The sequence below is a fragment of the Brachyspira alvinipulli ATCC 51933 genome, from assembly GCF_000518245.1.
In the GTDB taxonomy this organism is placed as follows: Bacteria; Spirochaetota; Brachyspiria; order Brachyspirales; family Brachyspiraceae; genus Brachyspira; species Brachyspira alvinipulli.
Genome location: NZ_KI912402.1, coordinates 54544 through 72742 on the forward strand (window position 1 = coordinate 54544; position 18199 = coordinate 72742).

The 18199-nt window shown below is 27.1% G+C and carries 17 protein-coding genes; 7 read left to right on the plus strand and 10 right to left on the minus strand.

Annotated elements, in window-relative coordinates; translation table 11 throughout:
• From T324_RS16810 to T324_RS0105075, 5 genes are all read right to left on the minus strand, one after another.
• A partial coding sequence (locus T324_RS16810; protein WP_051436793.1) for a transporter substrate-binding domain-containing protein occupies positions 1-823 on the minus strand: 823 nt, incomplete at its 3' end.
• Between the two features lie 25 nt (positions 824-848).
• Complete coding sequence (locus tag T324_RS0105060) at positions 849-1703, minus strand: transporter substrate-binding domain-containing protein (protein WP_028329237.1); 855 nt, start codon at positions 1701-1703, stop codon at positions 849-851.
• 32 nt (positions 1704-1735) lie between these two features.
• The gene (locus T324_RS16815; RefSeq protein ID WP_051436794.1) at positions 1736-2575 is read right to left on the minus strand and encodes a transporter substrate-binding domain-containing protein; all 840 of its coding nucleotides are present in this window, start codon (positions 2573-2575) and stop codon (positions 1736-1738) included.
• 24 nt (positions 2576-2599) lie between these two features.
• On the minus strand, positions 2600-3433 hold the full coding sequence (locus tag T324_RS0105070; RefSeq protein WP_028329238.1) for a transporter substrate-binding domain-containing protein: 834 nt from the start codon (positions 3431-3433) through the stop codon (positions 2600-2602).
• Between the two features lie 59 nt (positions 3434-3492).
• The gene (locus tag T324_RS0105075) at positions 3493-3888 is read right to left on the minus strand and encodes a hypothetical protein (RefSeq protein ID WP_028329239.1); all 396 of its coding nucleotides are present in this window, start codon (positions 3886-3888) and stop codon (positions 3493-3495) included.
• Positions 3889-4316: 428 nt separating this feature from the next.
• Between T324_RS0105075 and T324_RS0105080 the strand changes: the two genes are divergently transcribed.
• The 7 genes from T324_RS0105080 (at position 4317) to T324_RS0105110 (ending at position 11994) form a co-directional block, all read left to right on the plus strand.
• The gene (locus tag T324_RS0105080; protein ID WP_028329240.1) at positions 4317-4709 is read left to right on the plus strand and encodes a hypothetical protein; all 393 of its coding nucleotides are present in this window, start codon (positions 4317-4319) and stop codon (positions 4707-4709) included.
• 66 nt (positions 4710-4775) lie between these two features.
• A complete protein-coding gene (locus tag T324_RS0105085; RefSeq protein ID WP_028329241.1) occupies positions 4776-5255 on the plus strand; it encodes a GNAT family N-acetyltransferase in 480 nt (159 codons plus the stop codon).
• A gap of 125 nt (positions 5256-5380) precedes the next feature.
• Positions 5381-7228, plus strand: a complete 1848-nt coding sequence (locus T324_RS0105090; RefSeq protein ID WP_028329242.1) for a methyl-accepting chemotaxis protein — start codon at positions 5381-5383, stop codon at positions 7226-7228.
• Between the two features lie 120 nt (positions 7229-7348).
• Positions 7349-8473 carry a tRNA guanosine(34) transglycosylase Tgt gene (gene tgt / locus T324_RS0105095; protein ID WP_028329243.1) on the plus strand — a complete coding sequence of 375 codons (1125 nt, stop codon included), beginning with the start codon at positions 7349-7351 and terminating at the stop codon, positions 8471-8473.
• A 69-nt stretch (positions 8474-8542) separates the two neighbouring features.
• On the plus strand, positions 8543-9364 hold the full coding sequence (locus tag T324_RS0105100) for a tetratricopeptide repeat protein (RefSeq protein ID WP_028329244.1): 822 nt from the start codon (positions 8543-8545) through the stop codon (positions 9362-9364).
• 114 nt (positions 9365-9478) lie between these two features.
• Entirely contained in the window at positions 9479-10996 is a 1518-nt protein-coding gene (locus tag T324_RS0105105) for a DUF5312 family protein (RefSeq protein ID WP_028329245.1), read from the plus strand.
• 8 nt (positions 10997-11004) lie between these two features.
• On the plus strand, positions 11005-11994 hold the full coding sequence (locus tag T324_RS0105110) for a lysylphosphatidylglycerol synthase transmembrane domain-containing protein (RefSeq protein WP_028329246.1): 990 nt from the start codon (positions 11005-11007) through the stop codon (positions 11992-11994).
• A 59-nt stretch (positions 11995-12053) separates the two neighbouring features.
• On the opposite strand, the gene T324_RS0105115 is transcribed toward T324_RS0105110, so the two are convergent.
• The 5 genes from T324_RS0105115 to T324_RS0105135 form a co-directional block, all read right to left on the minus strand.
• Positions 12054-13394: a Na+/H+ antiporter NhaC family protein gene (locus T324_RS0105115; RefSeq protein WP_028329247.1), complete on the minus strand. Its 1341-nt coding sequence runs from the start codon at positions 13392-13394 to the stop codon at positions 12054-12056.
• 30 nt (positions 13395-13424) lie between these two features.
• The gene (locus T324_RS0105120) at positions 13425-14642 is read right to left on the minus strand and encodes a trans-sulfuration enzyme family protein (protein ID WP_028329248.1); all 1218 of its coding nucleotides are present in this window, start codon (positions 14640-14642) and stop codon (positions 13425-13427) included.
• A gap of 267 nt (positions 14643-14909) precedes the next feature.
• Positions 14910-15533 (minus strand): 16S rRNA (guanine(527)-N(7))-methyltransferase RsmG, encoded by a 624-nt coding sequence (rsmG, locus tag T324_RS0105125; RefSeq protein WP_028329249.1) that lies wholly within the window; start codon positions 15531-15533, stop codon positions 14910-14912.
• Between the two features lie 2 nt (positions 15534-15535).
• Positions 15536-16240, minus strand: coding sequence for a hypothetical protein (locus T324_RS0105130; RefSeq protein WP_038375052.1), 705 nt, complete (start codon positions 16238-16240; stop codon positions 15536-15538).
• A gap of 40 nt (positions 16241-16280) precedes the next feature.
• The gene (locus tag T324_RS0105135; protein WP_028329251.1) at positions 16281-18188 is read right to left on the minus strand and encodes a tetratricopeptide repeat protein; all 1908 of its coding nucleotides are present in this window, start codon (positions 18186-18188) and stop codon (positions 16281-16283) included.
• Positions 18189-18199: the final 11 nt, after the last annotated feature.

Genomic DNA, 18199 nt, shown 5'->3' on the forward strand with positions numbered 1-18199 from the left:
GTTCAGCATTTGCATCTAAACCTTCCATAGGATTGTATCCAAACCATTTAACAGCTAGTTTTTCTAATGTGCCGTCTTCTCTCATTTCTACTATAGCTTTGCTTACTTCATCACATAACTTTTTGCTTTCTTCATCTTTTCTAAATGGGAAGGCATTTACTTCCAAATATACTGTATCTCCTGTTAATTTTAAATCTAATCCAGTTTTAGCTTTTCTGTCTTCAAATATTATTTCAGCTTCTATATATGCATCTATTTTTCCATTAACAACATTATTTGGAAGAGTAATAATTGTATCCGGACTGAATGAAACTATTTCTATTTTACCTTCCGGATCTAATCTTTTTATATTTTCATGAGCAGCACTTCCTAACGCTAATCCTAATTTTTTGCCAAACATATCTTCAAATTTATTTATAGAATTATTACTTGATACAACACAAAATTTATATGGGCTTAAAAAGTATGGTTCTGAGAAGTAATATTTTTCCATTCTGGTTTTTGTTATGCTTATTTGCTGCGTTAATGTATCAACCTTTCCAGCGTCTAAAGCACCAAAACATCCATCTAAAGCTAATTGAGTCCATTCTATTTTTTTATTCAAACGTTTTCCTATTTCTTCCCAAACGTCTATATCATATCCTTCAAGCTGTCCTGCCTCATTAATTTGACTAAACAATGGATGAACGCCTGGAGTTGCTACTTTAATTACTCCAGAAGTATTTTCTGCTGCAGTATTTGTATTATCTGTATTGTTTTTACTGTTTGTACATGATATCAATGTTAATATCATTATGATTAATATTTTTAATAAATGTTTCATTTTTCACTCCAAAATTAAAAAGTTATTATTTATTTGTGTTTATTTTAGCCATTATTTTATCTAATTCAGATTTGGCATCTAAACCTTCCATGGGATTATATCCAAACCATTTAATAGCAAGCTTTTCTAATGTGCCGTCTTCTCTCATTTCTATTATAACCTTGCTTATTTCATCACATAATTTTTGACCGGATTCATCTTTTCTAAAAGGAAATCCATTAACTTGGGTAAATAATACATCCCCAACCATTTTTATGTCTAATCCTGAACTTTCTTTTAAGTCAGGAAATACAGTGACAGCTGTAACGGCTGCTTCAGCTTTTCCATTAACTACATTGCTAGGTATAGTAGCTGTACTGTCTGCTCTTAATGATATAATTTCTATTTTGTTTTCAGGATCTAATTCTTTTATATATTCATGTGTAGCAGAACCTGTTACAAGAGCTAATCTTTTACCATATAAATCTTCTAGTTTTGTTATTGTATTATTAGTACCTACAACATATAATTTAAAAGGGCTTAAAAAATAAGGTTCAGAAAAAATGTATTTTTCTAATCTAGCTGGTGTAATGCTAATCTGCTGAGTTGCTGTATCTACTTTTCCAGCATCCAAAGCACCAAAACATCCTTCTAATGCAAATTGATGCCATTCTATTTTTTTGTTTAAACGTTTTCCTATTTCTTCCCAAACGTCTATATCATATCCTTCAAATTCTCCATTAGCATTAACTCTTGTAAAAAGCGGGTGAGTGCCTGGAGTTGCTACTCTTATTATATCCTGAGTATTTGCAGAAGTTTCTTTTTGGGAATTATTTTCCGTGCATGATATAACCATAACAATCATACATAGAATTAATAAATTTTTTAGTATTATTCTCATTTATTCTCCTTGAATTATTTGTATGTTTTTATTTAAAAAGTTTTTAATAATTTATCCAATTCATAATTTACATCTAAGCCTTCCATAGGATTGTATCCGAACCATTTAACGGCTAATTGTTCTAATGTTCCATCTTCTCTCATTTCTATTATAGTTTTACTCACTTCATCACATAATCTTTTTCCTCTTTCATCTTTTCTAAAAGGAAAGGCATTAACTTCTGTAAAAACTACATCTCCAACCATTTTTATATCCAAACCTGTACTTTCTTTTAAATTTGGGAATATTATTACAGCTTCTAATGCTGCATCTATTTTTCCATTAGCTACGTTAATAGGTACTGTAGCAACTGAATCAGGGCTAAATGAAACTATTTCTATTTTACCTTCAGGATCTAATGCTTTCATATATTCATGAGCAGAACTGCCTGTATGAAATCCTAATTTCTTACCATATAAGTCTTCTATTTTATTAATACTATTATTGGTTGAAGCTACAAAAAATTTATATGGACTCAAAAAATAAGGTTCAGAAAATATATATTTTTCAAATCTTGAAGGTGTAATGCTGATTTGCTGAGTAACTGTATCAACTTTTCCAGATTCTAAAGAACCAAAAGCGCCTTCCATAGAAATTTGAGTCCATTCTATTTTTTTGCCTAAACGTTTTCCTATTTCTTCCCAAACATCTATATCATATCCTTCTAATTTACCTTCAGAATTTGCTTTACTAAACATTATATGCATTCCAGGTGATGCAACCCTTATAATGTTTTCATCTGTTATATTTTCAGTAGTTTCTTTAGTATTACCTGAGCATGAAATAATTGTTAAATAAATGAAGCTAAATAAAATAATTAGTTTTTTATTCATATCTTTTAATTCCTTTAATTAATGTTAATTTAGAGTATTTGTTAATTTTTCTAATTCAGCTTTGGCATCTAAACCATCCATAGGATTATATCCAAACCATTTTATTGCAAATTTTTCTAATGTTCCATCTTCTCTCATTTCAGCTATAACTCTGCTTACTTCATCACATAGTTTTTTTCCGTTTTCATCTTTTTTAAATGGGAATGAATTGACTTCTGTAAATATAGGTTCTCCAACCATTTTTATTTTAGCACCAGTAGATTTTTTTACTTCATCAAATATTATTACAGCCTCTGTTGAAGCATCTATTTTTCCATTTTGTACTAAAAGTGGGATGCCTGGTCTAGCTTCTGCTACGAATGTTTCCATTTTTATTTTTTTATCAGGATCTCTTGCTTCTATATGTTCTACAGCTGCTTCTGCAATAGTTACAGCAAGAACTTTACCAAATAGATCTTCAAATTTATTTATTGATTCATTTGTTTCAGCTACATATATTTTATAAGGACTTAAAAAATATGGCTCTGCAAAATAATATTTTTCCATTCTTACAGGTGTTATACTTATTTGCTGAGTTAATGTATCAAGTTTTCCTAACTCTAATTCTCCAAAACCGCCTGTAAGATCTATCTGTGTCCATTCTATGGGTCTATTTAAACGTCTTCCAATTTCTTCCCATATATCTATATCATATCCTTCTATTTCCCCATTACTTCCAATTTGGCTGAAAAGTTTATGTTTAGCAGGCGTTCCAACTTTTATTGGATTTGTGTTTTTTACTTCAGTTTCATTATTTGATTTATTGCAGCTTATGAAAATTATTGTAAAAATCAAAAATACTATTTTTATGTTTTTCATTTACTTCTCCATTTTTATTATTTTCAGAATGCTTTTATTTTTTAACTATGATATTTTTATTATTCCAGTAGTTTATGTTTTATCATTACTAATTCATTATTATTAATATGTTTACTAATATAATGAATATTTTTTGTAATATATTTTTTTAATGTCCATAAAGTTCTATCTTTATTTATAATATTTTTTCTAAGATGGTTAGATATTATAATTTTAACAAAATCTAAGTAGTATGCAGTTACCGATACCTTATAATGAGCTTTAATGTTTTTTATTGTATGGAAAATATACGTTATATTCTCAATTGTTTTTGTGTTTTGTTTATTTGTTGATATTAAACTTTCAAATATATGTGTTTTTGTATGTATATTTATTAACATCTCATAATATGTTTTTTTATTTGAACATGATATTAAAAAAATAATAAATATAATAATTAATATTATTTTTTTCATATATTTTATATTCTCCTTAATAAAAATCTATGTTGATACAAATTAAGAATATTAATTTTTGATTATAAAAAATTAATATAATATTTATGAAACCATATTAAGAATTGGTATATTTGATTTTATATAGGCAACCTGCCTACTTAAGATTATTTTTGCTCGGGAATTTTATAGTTTTTATAGAGTATTATTGAAGATGAAAATAATTTGTAATTATAAAAGATACGCATAACAAATACCCATTTTTTTATTATAGAATATTGCCGTATATTATAAACTAAATAATATTAAAAGCAAATATATTTTAATAAATATTAAAAAAATTAATGCTTCCTTAAATGATTGGGTTAATTTTATTTTGAATTATATTATCAAATATTTATTCTTAATATGTATTTGATAAATGGTTATTTTATTATATAATATGTTTCATGAATAAAAAAAAGATTATTAGTTTCATTGCATTATTTGTTGTTGTTGTATTGGTTTTATGGTATAAGGCACCAATAAATGGTATAAAGCGTTATCCAGAGGATGTTTCAAAAATAGAAATTAATTATAATAATAGGAACATTTTAGTAACAAATACAAATGATATATCTCTTATTATAAAAAGTTTAAACAGCATATCACTAAATAGATCTATATTTAAAAATTCAACTCCAGGGTATAATATCAAAATTTATAGTTTAAATGATAATAGTATATTAGATGAAATAACTATATATTCTTCAGAAGTTGCTTCTATAGGAAAGTTTTTTTATACTGATAAAAACAATATGCTTCCATACGAATATTTACTTAAATTATATTCAAATTATTAAAAAATTATTTGATTTATTGTACAAATAATATATAATGATTTCAAAAAATTAGGTATATACAAATCAATGGAAATATTGGCTTATAATATTAAATATTTAGATCAAATATTAGAATTGTGGAATAATGTAATAGAAGAAGGAATATATTTTCCACAAATAGAAAAACTTACAAAAGAAAATGCTGATTCTTATTTCAAGTCACAAGATTTTACTGGTATAGCTGTAGAAGATAATGAAGTCTATGGTGTTTATATTTTGCATCCAAACAATATAGGCAGATGTGGTCATATATGTAATGCTTCCTATGCCGTTTCAAAAAGAGCAAGAGGTAAAGGTATTGGTGAAATGCTAGTTAAAGATTCTATGAAACAAGGTGCTAAACTTGGGTATAGAATATTGCAATTTAATGCTGTTGTAATATCTAATAATACAGCTCATAAACTTTATGAAAAATTAGGTTTTAATAAAATAGGGATTGTAAAAGAAGGATATCTTAATATAAACAATATATATGAAGATATAGTGTTATATTATATATCTCTTTGATATTAAAAATATTATTTTTTTCATTTATTTTATTGTGCAAATTTACATTAAGTATAAAAAAATACAACACTTTTTAAAAAAATAGATTATAATTATAATGTAATGACGTTGGAGAATTGTATATTATGAAAAGATTTCAAAGTTTAAGAATCAAGATGCCCTTAATTATTATTTCTATGGTAACATTCTTTATTGTTATTTTAATAGTTATAACAGAAGTTAAAGCATCAGATAGTATAAAAAACGCCACATATACAGGATATAATAATACAGTTATGGGATATGCTTCACTTATCGATACATGGTTTGTTGATCAATTGGCTATAGCAGGTATATATGGAACATCTGAAGAATTAGTGAGATATTTGCAAGTAAGAACTGAGGATATGAGAATCGTTGCATTAAATAATCTTAAAAAATTTAAATCATTAAATGAATATGCTATAAATATAGGGTTATCTGATTCATCAGGAGTTGTATTAATAGACTCTGATAATGTTGATTTAGTAAATCAAAATATTTTTGATATACATCCGGATTTAAAAACTAAAATAAATGGAAGCAGTAAGGGAGTATTTGGTGATAATATTACTCATTCTTTAACTACAGGCGGATGGTCATTAATATTATTAGAAAAAGTTGTTGATGGTAATAATTCTATTATAGGTTATTTATATGTAATATTGGATTGGTCTACTCTAAACAAAAATCATATAGAACCCCTTGTAATAGGAAAAACAGGAAGTATGTATGCTGTGGATAAAAATTTAGTAATAAAGATACATAGCAGAACTGAAAATATAAATGTAACGGCTCCTGAACAATTTAAGGAGGCATTTAATATAGGTCAAGGAATATTAAGTTATGTATTTAATAATGAAAAAAGAGTATCATCTGTTATGACTTTAAAATCTCAGCCTTGGGTATTAGGTATTTCTGTTTCAGAGTCTGAAATTTATGAAGCTAATAGGGCGCTTATGATAATGATGATTGTAATTTCTGTAATTGCAATAGTTGTTATATCTATATTTATTTCACTATTTATACGTTCTATAACAAAACCTCTTCATTTATTGGTTGGAGTTGCTAAAGAAATAGCTGAAGGAGATTTAAGAACTACTAAACAAAAAATACATCGTAAAGATGAGCTTGGAGAGTTATCAAATGCATTTGTATCTATGAGAAAGAAACTTGTAGAAACTATAATGGTTGTAGAAGAGTCAGCTAATAATATTACTATGGCTGCTAAAGAATTATCAGAACAAAATACAGATTTGGCACATAGAACAGAAAGTCAGGCTGCAAGTATAGAGCAAACTTCCGCCTCTATGACTGAGATTTCTTCTACAATAAAAGAATCAGCAGATAATTCTATAAATGGAAGTAAAATTATATTGGATTCTAAATCATCAGTTGAAAAAGCAGGAAGTATAATAGCAGAAACTACAGGTAATATAGAAGCCGTACATGATGCTAGTTCAAAAATTAAAGATATAACTAAAATAATTGAAGATATAGCATTCCAGACAAATATACTTGCTCTCAATGCTTCAGTAGAGGCAGCACGTGCTGGAGAACAGGGTAAAGGTTTCGCTGTAGTAGCAAGTGAAGTAAGAAATTTGGCTCAAACTACTCAAACTTCTGTAAAAAGTATTACTGATTTGATAGAAAATGTTTATGAAAAAATTAATGTAGCTACTGGAACTGCTAGAGAGTCTCAAGAGATATTCGTTGAAATACAAAATAAAATAGATGAGGCTTCAAATATTATGATAAATATTAGTAATGGGGCTACAGAACAGCAATCTGGTATAAATGAAATTAAAATTGCTATTGCTGAGATGGATTCTACTACACAAAAAAATGCTGCTTTAGTAGAAGAGGCTACAGCTTCAGCAGAATTATTATTTGCCCAATCTGAAGAACTTATGTCAGCTATACATGTATTTAAACTTCCTGATGGTACTAAATAATAATTGATTTTTTGTATATATAAATTAAGGGCTTTTAATAGCCCTTTTTTATTTTTTGTAAAAATTTGATATTTATTTATTTTTATATAAAATAGATTATAATTTTATAAAAGGTATTATATGTCATTTAATTTTAATGTATTGAAAACAAGTTCTCAAACCTCAGCAAGACTTGGGAAAATAGAGATAAATGGGGTAGAGATATACACACCTGTTTTTATGCCTGTAGGTACTAAAGCTAGCGTTAAAGCATTAACACCAGCTATGGTAGAAGAGACAGAGAGTAAAATAATACTTGCTAATACTTATCATTTAGTTTTAAGACCAGGTTTGGAAATATTAAAAAAATTTGGTGGAGTAAAAAAATTTATGGGTTGGAATGGAGCCATGCTTACTGATTCCGGAGGATTTCAAGTATTTTCGCTTGCTAAACTAAGAAAAATTAATGATGATGGTGTAGAATTTAGTTCTCATATAGATGGCAATAAATATTTATTTACTCCTAAAAGTGTAATGGAAGCTGAACATATAATAGGAGCCGATTTTATTATGTGTTTAGATGAGTGTTCAAAACATGATGCAACTTATGATTATGCTAAAGAGGCCATGCTTAGAACTCATAAATGGGCTAAAGAGTGTAAAGATTACCACGACAGTACTCCAAACAGTGAATATCAGTATCTTGGAGGAATTATTCAAGGCGGAATGTTTGATGATTTAAGAAAGGAAAGTGCTGAAACTTTAGTAAATATGGATTTTCCTTTTTATTCTATAGGAGGACTTTCGGTAGGCGAAACTCCTGAAAAGATGCATGAAGTATTGTCAAAAGTTATGATTTATACTAATAAAGAAAAACCACGCTATTTAATGGGTGTAAGCGAACCTAGAGATATACTTAATGCTGTTATGGAAGGTATAGATATGTTTGACTGTGTTATGCCTACAAGAAATGCTAGAAATGGAGAGGCTTTCACGATGAATGGTATTATTAGAATAAGAAATTCAAAATATAGAACTGATGATACTGTATTAGAAGAAGGTTGTGATTGTTATACTTGTAAAAATTTTTCTAGAGGATATCTTAATCATTTAGATAAAGTGCATGAAATATTATTTTCAACACTTATGACTATACATAATTTAAGATTTATGCAAAGATTTATGAGAGATTTAAGAAATTCTATTGAAAAAGATGTATATTCCGATTATAGAAAGGATATGATGAAAAAATTTTATGAAAATTAATATTATATTTTACATATTTCTGTAAATTATTATATAATATATAGATAATAAATAATTAGGTGAGTTTTTATGGATAGTAAATATGCTAATCTTTTGGATAAATATAATGCTATTTTATCTGAAAAGCCAAATGATTCATATACTATATCAATATTAGCAAGAATTGCTATGAAAGATAATAGATTTGAAGATGCTGAGAATTATTATAATTTTGTTCTTAAAAATGATTCTGAGTATCCTGAAGCATTATACATGATGGGGTTTCTTTCTATGAGAAAGAGGCAGTATTCTGAAGCTCTTAATTATTTTAGAAAACTCATATCCATAGGAAAAGCTAATTCATTTGTATATGAGTATGCTGCTGTTCTTGATAAAGAAAATAGAAGGGAATATTTGGAAAAAGCATTAGAACAATCAAAAGAGATAAAAACTAGAGCTAAAGATTATAAAAGATGTTCGTATATGGCATTTCAAACATTTATTTGGAAAGAATATAATTTATCTTTGGAATATGCTAATTTAGCTTATACTGCCAAACAAACCAATGATATTATTAACTTATTGGGATGTTTATATCATCATAATGAAGATTATGATAGAGCACTTTCACTTTTCCATGAAGTTAATGCTAATTATGAAGGTAATAATTCTTATGTTTTATGCAATATAGCTTCTTGTTATAGAAAAAAAAATAGTAATAAAATGGCTATAAGATATTTAGAAAAGGCTATGGAAGTTGATAGTGAGGATAAATTAATATATTATAATATTGGTTCTATATATGCTATTACTGGAAATAAAAAATTAGCAGCTGAAAATTTTGAAAAAGCGTTAGAAATAGATGAAAATTATAATGAAGCTAGAAAGGCTTTAGATTCTGTTAAAGAATAATTATTTTTTGTTTACATAATATTAAAAAATTATTTAAATAATCTTTAAATATTATTTAATTTAGTATATTATATTATTCAATATTTGAAAAAATATATGTGGGGTATTTTAACGGTGAATTTTTTTGATTATATTAAATACAATTTGTTTAACATAAGAACACCCGAATTAGTAGAAAAGATGCGTATGGAAGAGTATTCGGATAGAATATCAAAACAAAAATATGGTTTTGTAGATTTAAAGACTAAATCTTTAACAGCTGCTTGTGCGAAATTTGTTTTTGAAATGTATAAAGTTATAGGTCCATTAGTTTCTCCATTAAAAGAAGAATTTATAATAAAAGATGGAAAACAATTTTCATATTATCTCATAGAAGTTTCTTTTAATAATGAAATAAAAGAGTTGTATGCTACTTTAAATAGAGATTATATGATGGCTCAAATACAAGCAGGCAAAAATCCTAATACTGTATTTAATGAAGTTAAAAATAATTTTGTAAAATTTAAAAAATATATAAGCGGTGAAAATGGGAAGGAAATAAATTTAACTTTTAATTTGCTTAAAGATTTTGCTCAGCTGTCAAATTTTGATTTTTTCCTTTTTCTTAGAGCTTTCTGTCCTTCATTTGTTGATGGTGCTTATAGTTCTAACCCTCAATTTAAGGCAAGTTCTAATATGCAGATAGTTGATGATATTGTTAAGTTAGATTATGCTGTTAATTCTATTACTATAAGAAAAGAATTATTATCTGCATTAAATATTTTTCAGCAGTATATAGGTATGCCTCCAATACCGGAAAAAAATATTAAGGCTTTTTTAGCTAGAATAAAATATTTACAAACACCAGGGGTATTAAGTGATATTATAATATATCTACTTAAAGATTTTACATATAAGTGTACCATCAATCCTTCTAATGTTAATATATTTGTGAATTATATAACAGATTTTACTAATAATCTTAAAAAAGATATGGATAGTATTGTTGCTGAAATAAAAAGTAGTAAAATTGCTGGTATGCGTAATAAAATGTTTAATGGTGTAGAAATACTAAAGCTTCAAAATGTTAATGAAGAAAAAAATGAACAGTTAGAAAAATTTGATTGTCCTATATTTACTTGCGTTGAACCTTTGCAATACATCAAAACTTTTATTATAGAAATGTTTGATATGAATTATAAAGCTCCATTAAATGATATGTTTTTAGGTGCTGAGTTTGTGCATAAAGATAGAAATTCAATGGGATTAGATGCTTTTTATACTTTAAGCGATGTTATAGAAGGCATACAGAAATTTGATACTATGTTAAGTCCTGAATCTGAGAATTTTAAACGTCTTAAAGGATGGATTATATCAAAGAATAAGGCTAATGCTAATAGAGATCTAATAGAATCTATGGTTAATAAAATAGATGCTGAAGGAAATAAAATTGTTCTTAGCGTATATAATTCTGTTATAGACCTTACAACAATAGTAAAAAATGTTGTTGAAGATTGTGCTAGCGGAAGTAAAACTGAAATAAGCAATGCTAACAAAGTTCAGAATTTACAAAAATTTAATTTAAATATAGCTAGGGATATGCTAGATAATTTTGATAATTTTATTGCTCTCATGAAAAATTTTATAAGGTAAATTGTGTAATGAAGAAAAATCATAAAACAGCTTTACAAGTAATTGTAGGTGTTATAATAAGTATTGTTTGTTTATATTTTGCTTTTAGAGGCATAAATATAAAAGAGTCAATAGAAATAGTAAAAAATATTAATGTTGTATATTTTTTAATTTCCCTAGTATTAAGTATTTTGATAATAGCTTTAAGAGGACTAAGATGGGAATGTTTTATTCCTCTTAAAAAACCAATAAAAAAAAGAACTATAGTTATGGCAACATATATAGGTTATATGGGCAATAATATTTTGCCTGCTAAACTTGGAGAGGTTGCTCGTGCTTATATTTTGGGTGTAAAAGAAGGCGTAAGTAAGTCAGCATTAATAGCTTCTGTTGTTACCGAAAGACTTTTCGATGTTATAACAGGAGGAGTTATATTAACACTTTCTGTTATATTTATACCTAATTTGCCTAAACAAGTTACTTATGCAGCATTTGCTTTATTTATTTTTTCTATAGTTGGTATTTTAGTTTTAATATTTTTGGTATGGAAAAGAGAATTTGCTCATAAAGTTTTTCATAAAATTTTTGGAATACTGCCTAAAAATATCGGGGATAAATTAATTGAATTTTCCTGCAATTTTATAGACGGAATAGGATTTAAAAATGATCCTAAGCATATATTTTTAATATTTTTATACACTATTTTATATCTTATAGGTCAAATACTAACCATAAGTTTTTTAATGGCAGCTTTTAATATTAAAGCATCTGTTATGATAGCATTATTTATGTTTGCTGTAGGCGGTTTTGGATTTGCCGTACCTTCTGCACCTTCTGGAATAGGACCTTTTGAATGGGCTATTGTATTTGGGCTTTCTCTTATAGGCATAGAAAAAAGTATAGCATTCCCTTATGCTCTTGTATATCATATGATGGGTATACTTCCTATAGTAATAATTGGATTTATATTCTTATTTATACTAGGTGTAGATTTAAAAACAGCTACTAAATCTGAATAAAATAATAGGAAAACGTATAATAAATACATTCGCCCAAAAAACTATATATGATATTTTATCTATTCTGCCTGATATAAAGGTATTCCAGATTTTTCTTCTTTTGTCCTTAATAATCCAAATTGTATTGTTAGTAAAGCAACTATTCCTAATGTGTATTGATAATAGTTAGCTCCCAATATATCGAATGGTGATAATCCAGATATGCCGCAGCATAATAGCATTTGTCCGCTATGAGGCAATATGCCTTGAGTTACGCAGCTAAATATATCTAATAAACTTGCAACTCTTTTAGGTGCTATATTATGTATTTTAGCTATAGTTTTTGCAAAAGGTGCTGAAATAATAATAGCTATTGTGTTGTTAGCCAATGATGCATCTATTAAGCTAACCATAGCAGCTATTCCATATTCGCCTCCTTTTCTTGTTTTTATTCGGCTGTTTAATCTGTTAATAAGTAAATCTATTCCGCCATACTCTTTTGCTATCCCAGTAAGTCCTCTTATCATTATAGACACTATAGCTATACTAAACATTCCTGTCATACCGTTGGTAATAGCTTGAGCAAATGTTATTATATTTAATGTACCTAAAAACAATCCTATAATTCCAGATATTATAGTGCCAAGTAAAAGAACAACTATTACATTTACTCCTGCTACGGATGTGACTAAAACTGTGATGTATGGAATAACTTTAATAATATTATAATTAAAATTTCCTTCCAAAGTTGCTTCTATATTAGACATACTGTATAGTATAATTGCAACTATTGCAGCTGGTAAAGCTATTATTAAATTCATTTTGAATTTTTCATTCATTTTACATCCAGCTCCTCTGGTAGCCGCTATAGTTGTATCAGAAATTATTGATAAGTTGTCTCCAAACATTGCTCCTCCCATAACAGCAGCTATTGCTATAGCAGATGATATTTCAGCTTTATCAGCTATTCCAACAGCAATAGGACCTATTGCCGCTATAGTACCCATAGAAGTGCCCATAGCAGTTGCTATTAATGCAGATACGGCAAATATTCCAGCAAATATAAATTGTAATGGACATATACTTAACCCCAAATTAACTGTTGTTTCTACACCCCCCATAGCTTTTGATACACCTGAAAATGCTCCAGATAAAATAAAGATGAGACACATTAATATTACACTTGAATCCCCTGCATTTTTTGCAAAAATATCTATTTTATCATCTAGTTTTCTTTTTCCTATCATAAGAGATACTATAAAAGCAGCAAATAATGCAGTTTCTCTAGGAATTTGCTTAAAAGGATCTGCTACATTTATTACAGAAAAAACTATTCCTGAACATAAGTATATTAATAAAAATACAATTAATGGTAAAAATGATAATAAACCATAATTTTCCTTTTTATTATTTTTATACATGATTTTCTCCTCATATAAAAAATATGTCTATTAAAAATTATAGAAACTTTGTTTAAAATCTTCTATCAAATCTTCAACATCTTCTATACCAACAGATATACGTATTAGACCATCTGTTATTCCTGATTGTTCTCTTATTTCTTTAGGAACACTTAAATGAGTCATGCTTGCAGGATGCTGTATCAAAGTATCAGGGTCTCCTAAACTTACAGCTATACTTGCTATTTTTAATCCGTTTACAAGTTTTTTTCCAGCTTCAAAACTGCTCATTCCATTTATATTATCTTTAAGTTCAAAAGAAAATATACCAGAATACATACCATTCATTTGTTTTTTTGCTAATTCATGGAATGGATTAGATTCAAAACCCAGGTAATATATTTCTTTTATGAATGGAACAGTTTTTAAATATTCTGCTAATTTCATGGCATTATAGCAGTGTCTTTCTAATCTAATAACTAAAGTTTTTAATCCTCTAAGTATAAGATATGAACTTAAAGGGCTAGGAGTAGTTCCGCATATTTTGGTAGCACCATTAACTCTTATAAGAGATATATCATCTTTTTTACCTATTACAACTCCTCCCAAAACATCACCATGACCATTCAAATATTTTGTAACACTATGTATTACTATATCAGCACCTAATTTTATTGGGAATTGTATTGGAGGAGGTGCAAAAGTGCTGTCAACTATTACTTTAACACCTCTTTCATGAGCTATGTCAGATACCGCTTTTATATCTGTAACCTTCATCAAAGGATTAGTAGGTGTTTCAAAGTATATTAATTTTGTTTTTTCTGTGAATGCTTTTTTTACAGCATCTAAATCTGATGTATCAACAAATGTTACATCTATTCCAAATTGGGGTAAATTAGTCCTCATTACTACAGAAGTTCCTCCGTAAAGAGTATCTCCGCATATAACATGATCGCCTGATTTTAAAAAAGCTACCATTGTGGCTCCAACAGCACCCATTCCAGATGCAGTTGCAACACAGTCCTCTCCTCCTTCTATTATAGCCATTTTTTCTTCTAGTATTCTAGTAGTTGGGTTTCCTCCTCTTGTATACATGTAGCCTGGTATAGTTTTATTAAATTTCTGTGCTCCTTCTTCTACTGTTTCAAAACAAAAAGTAGAAGTTTGATATATTGGGGTTGAAAGTGCTCCTGTTAAAGGATCGGGATTTTGAGCTGCATGTACAACTTTCGTATTAAATTTTACATTGCTTAAATTTAATTTTGACATTTTTATTCTCCTAAAATAAATTTTGGTATTATTTAAATTGTAATCGGTATCATTATAAATTCAGCTTGGGAAGCTAATATATTTAATTTAAATTTGGTAATATAAACTCACGGTTTATTTAATAAGAATTGACTCGGGAAAATATGAATTAATAATAAAGCTGAAAAATATTATAATATATTTTACAATAAACATTTTTAACTTCCTAAATATTTGAATACAAATAGTATAGCATACTATATTTATAAGTCAATAGTATATACTATTTTAGCAGTATATTATCACTATGTTTCTTTCTTTGTCTTGAATAGGAAGGTTTTTTATTTCTATATTATATTTATTTTTTGAAATATTTGCTTCTTTTAATTCTTCTTCTATTTTTTCCATTTTGCCTTTATAAGCTATTAATTTTCCATTTTTTGTTTTTATTTTGGAAAATATTTTTAATAATACGGCAATATCAGAAAAAGCTCTTGAAGTTACAGTATCATATTTATCTTTTATTTCATAGGCATTAATACATTTTACTTCTATATTATTTAAATCTAATTCTTTTTTGGCAATTTTTAGGAAATCGGCTTTTTTGTTTTTAGATTCGCATAAAGTAAATTTTTTATTGCTGTAAATAATAGATAGAGGTATAGCCGGGAGTCCAGCCCCGGAACCTATATCTATTATATTATCATAATCATAAAAGAAATTTAAAGCTAAAAGACAGTCTGATATATGTTCGGCAAAAAAAATTTCTTTCGTTTTGGCACCAGTTATATTTACATTTTTATTGTAATCCATAACAAGCGATGCATATTTTATTAGTTTATCTTTATTATTTTCAGTTATTTCAATATTTGTAATTTTATAAATATAATCTATTATTGAATTATAATCTATCATTACCAGCCCAATTTTCTTGCACTTTGTTTTGCACTATCTCCAGCAGAAACATTTGTTATATTGTAACGTAATTCTCTCTTATCTGTTTTGCTTTTCATTATAAACTCTTGAGGATAAGGTATATTATTAACTGTAGTATAAGCACCTAACTCAATATTTACAACATTATCCATAAAAGCAGTGGAGAAACTTCTTACTCTATAACTAGATGCAGAAAAAACTATAGTATCAACTCTATCATTATAACCTATTTTTAATGTATGCCAATTTTTTCCTAATGTAATATTACTGCTTACTATTTTTTTTGATAAATCTATAAATTTATACTCTAATACATCAGCATAAACTTTAGGGAAACGCATTATAGGGGCTTCTAATGAAAATTCATTAAAGTTTCTTTTTAATGGGGCTTCCAATTCAGGTAAATCCAAAGTAAGTTGATTATCATTTACTTTAGCATCCATTATTAAACTTCCTAAAAGCCCGTCTACAACATTCATATATTTATTATTACTATTTTTATAATAATTAACAAGCATAGGCATTTGATCCAAATCATCTCCGCTGTAAAATGCTCCGCCTGATGAGTATATAGTTGTAAATGGAGATTTTGAAAATCTACTAAAAGCCTCTTTCATAATATCTTTTTCATTTTGAGCAAATATTAATTGAGTAAATAATATAGTTAATATAATATATTTCATTGTTTGCTAACCTCTTTTAATAATCTTATAATTTAAAACCCTATTTATCTTCGGTTAAACTTTCTATTTTATCTTTTACTCCTTCCTCATCATAATCAAATTCTTTATTAATAGAACTTATTGATTTTCTATAATATTTAAGAGCATTTTTATAATCATTCTTAGCATAATATGCATCTGCTATATGATAGTATATTTCAGCTTTAGAATCTTCATCAATATATAAAACTGCTTTTAATAAAGTTTTTAAAGCATTATCATAGTCGCCCTTTTTATAATAAGCAAAACCTAATGTATCTATATAATGAGGAGATTTAGGTTCAAGTTCCACTGCATTTTTTGAAAGTTCTATAGCTCTGTCTAGATCTGTTCCTAAAGATGCTAATGCCCAAGCTAAGCTGTTCATATTTTGTGGGGAAGTTTTATCCTGTGAATATTTATAATTAGCATATAAAAGTGCTGAGTTTGTATTTTTTACAGCCAATGCAGTTATATAAGGTATATTTAATCTGTATTCATTAGTGTTGGATTTATTGCTGTTAAAATATTCTAAATCTTCCTGCAAATATTTATTAGCATTATTAACATCGTTATCAAATAAGTAACTGTAAGCTCTTAAATAACTATATGAATATTTTTCTTTTTCAAATTGATTTATAGCATTTATAGCTAAATCGCTTTCGCCTATTTCTGTAGCTGTTAATACTAATGATACTAGTTCATTTTCTTTTATATTATTATTTTTCAAAGATAAATATTTATCAATCATCTCTTTTGATGCTTTAAAATTATTTTGATTTTTGAACTCTAAAGCAGCCTGTAAATATAAGTTATTAAATTTTCCAGTATTATCATAGCTTATTAATTTTTCTATATGACTAGGAAGAGCATCTATATTGTTAAGCATTAAATAAAATGATATTATATCCATTTCAGCATTCATTTTATTATCTTCATCTCCTATTTTGTTTATCATTTTATAATATGTCTGTATAATATCTAAGTCTATCTCTCTTCTATCTAGATCTGTTTCTATCATATTTAAAGCATTGCTGTATCCATTGTTTTGAGCTTCAAGTATTATAGATAATATTTTAGGAGTGTTATTATCAAGTGTATCTATTTCAGAAAATAATTCTTTATTATATTTATCTGACATGAAGCTCAAATATGCACTTAAAAATAATGAATCATCAACTATAATACTATTTGAATATGCTTCATTATATTTTTCTAAAGCTTGATAACTTTTCACTATTCCATAAGCGGCACTGTATTTATCAGCAGGTGATAATTGAACATCTTGAAGTTTATTAAATCTATTGATTGCATTTGAAAATCGGCTTAGATAAAATTCACTCATACCATAATAAAAGTTATAGTATTGAATATAATTATTGCTTGCTTTTCCATTTTCATTTACTTTAGAAAAATAGTATACTGCTTTTTCAAGTTCTTTATTTTGATAATAAGTAAAACCTAATAAAATTAAAGCATCATTGTTGTCTGGCTCCAATTCATAAGCACTTTGAAGATAATATTGGGCTTTTTTTATATCATTAATAACAAATATATTTCTTTCTGCAGCTTTAATCAATAATTCAATATCTTCAGGATTATCCAAAACTAATTTATCATAAATTCTTGAACTTTCATAATATTCTCCCAAAGCTTCATGAGTTTCTGCCAATGTAATATATATTTCTTTATTTTGAACACATTTAAGAACTTCCTGCAGTATAACTTTTGCACTTTCTAAATCTTTAAGTGTTTCTTCTGTTATAGTTTTTGATGCTAATGCTTTTTCTTTGTAATATAAAGCTAGACTATATGCAGCCTTTGCCTCTTCTTCATTTCTAATGTATTGAGAAGCTTCATCTTGAGCGAATATATTAATTGCATTAAAAACAAATATTAGTAATATAATGCCGAATCTTTTAACAAACATTTATGATAACT

Bases quoted from the DNA above. Each gene is read 5' to 3' on its own strand.
- T324_RS0105130 (WP_038375052.1), bottom strand. From the start codon at position 16,240: ATGAAATATATTATATTAACTATATTATTTACTCAATTAATATTTGCT.
- T324_RS0105120 (WP_028329248.1), bottom strand. From the start codon at position 14,642: ATGTCAAAATTAAATTTAAGCAATGTAAAATTTAATACGAAAGTTGTA.
- T324_RS16815 (WP_051436794.1), bottom strand. From the start codon at position 2,575: ATGAATAAAAAACTAATTATTTTATTTAGCTTCATTTATTTAACAATT.
- tgt (WP_028329243.1), top strand. From the start codon at position 7,349: ATGTCATTTAATTTTAATGTATTGAAAACAAGTTCTCAAACCTCAGCA.
- T324_RS0105080 (WP_028329240.1), top strand. From the start codon at position 4,317: ATGAATAAAAAAAAGATTATTAGTTTCATTGCATTATTTGTTGTTGTT.
- T324_RS0105085 (WP_028329241.1), top strand. From the start codon at position 4,776: ATGGAAATATTGGCTTATAATATTAAATATTTAGATCAAATATTAGAA.
- T324_RS0105110 (WP_028329246.1), top strand. From the start codon at position 11,005: ATGAAGAAAAATCATAAAACAGCTTTACAAGTAATTGTAGGTGTTATA.
- T324_RS0105135 (WP_028329251.1), bottom strand. From the start codon at position 18,188: ATGTTTGTTAAAAGATTCGGCATTATATTACTAATATTTGTTTTTAAT.
- T324_RS0105060 (WP_028329237.1), bottom strand. From the start codon at position 1,703: ATGAGAATAATACTAAAAAATTTATTAATTCTATGTATGATTGTTATG.
- T324_RS0105075 (WP_028329239.1), bottom strand. From the start codon at position 3,888: ATGAAAAAAATAATATTAATTATTATATTTATTATTTTTTTAATATCA.
- T324_RS0105090 (WP_028329242.1), top strand. From the start codon at position 5,381: ATGAAAAGATTTCAAAGTTTAAGAATCAAGATGCCCTTAATTATTATT.
- T324_RS0105100 (WP_028329244.1), top strand. From the start codon at position 8,543: ATGGATAGTAAATATGCTAATCTTTTGGATAAATATAATGCTATTTTA.
- T324_RS0105115 (WP_028329247.1), bottom strand. From the start codon at position 13,394: ATGTATAAAAATAATAAAAAGGAAAATTATGGTTTATTATCATTTTTA.
- T324_RS0105070 (WP_028329238.1), bottom strand. From the start codon at position 3,433: ATGAAAAACATAAAAATAGTATTTTTGATTTTTACAATAATTTTCATA.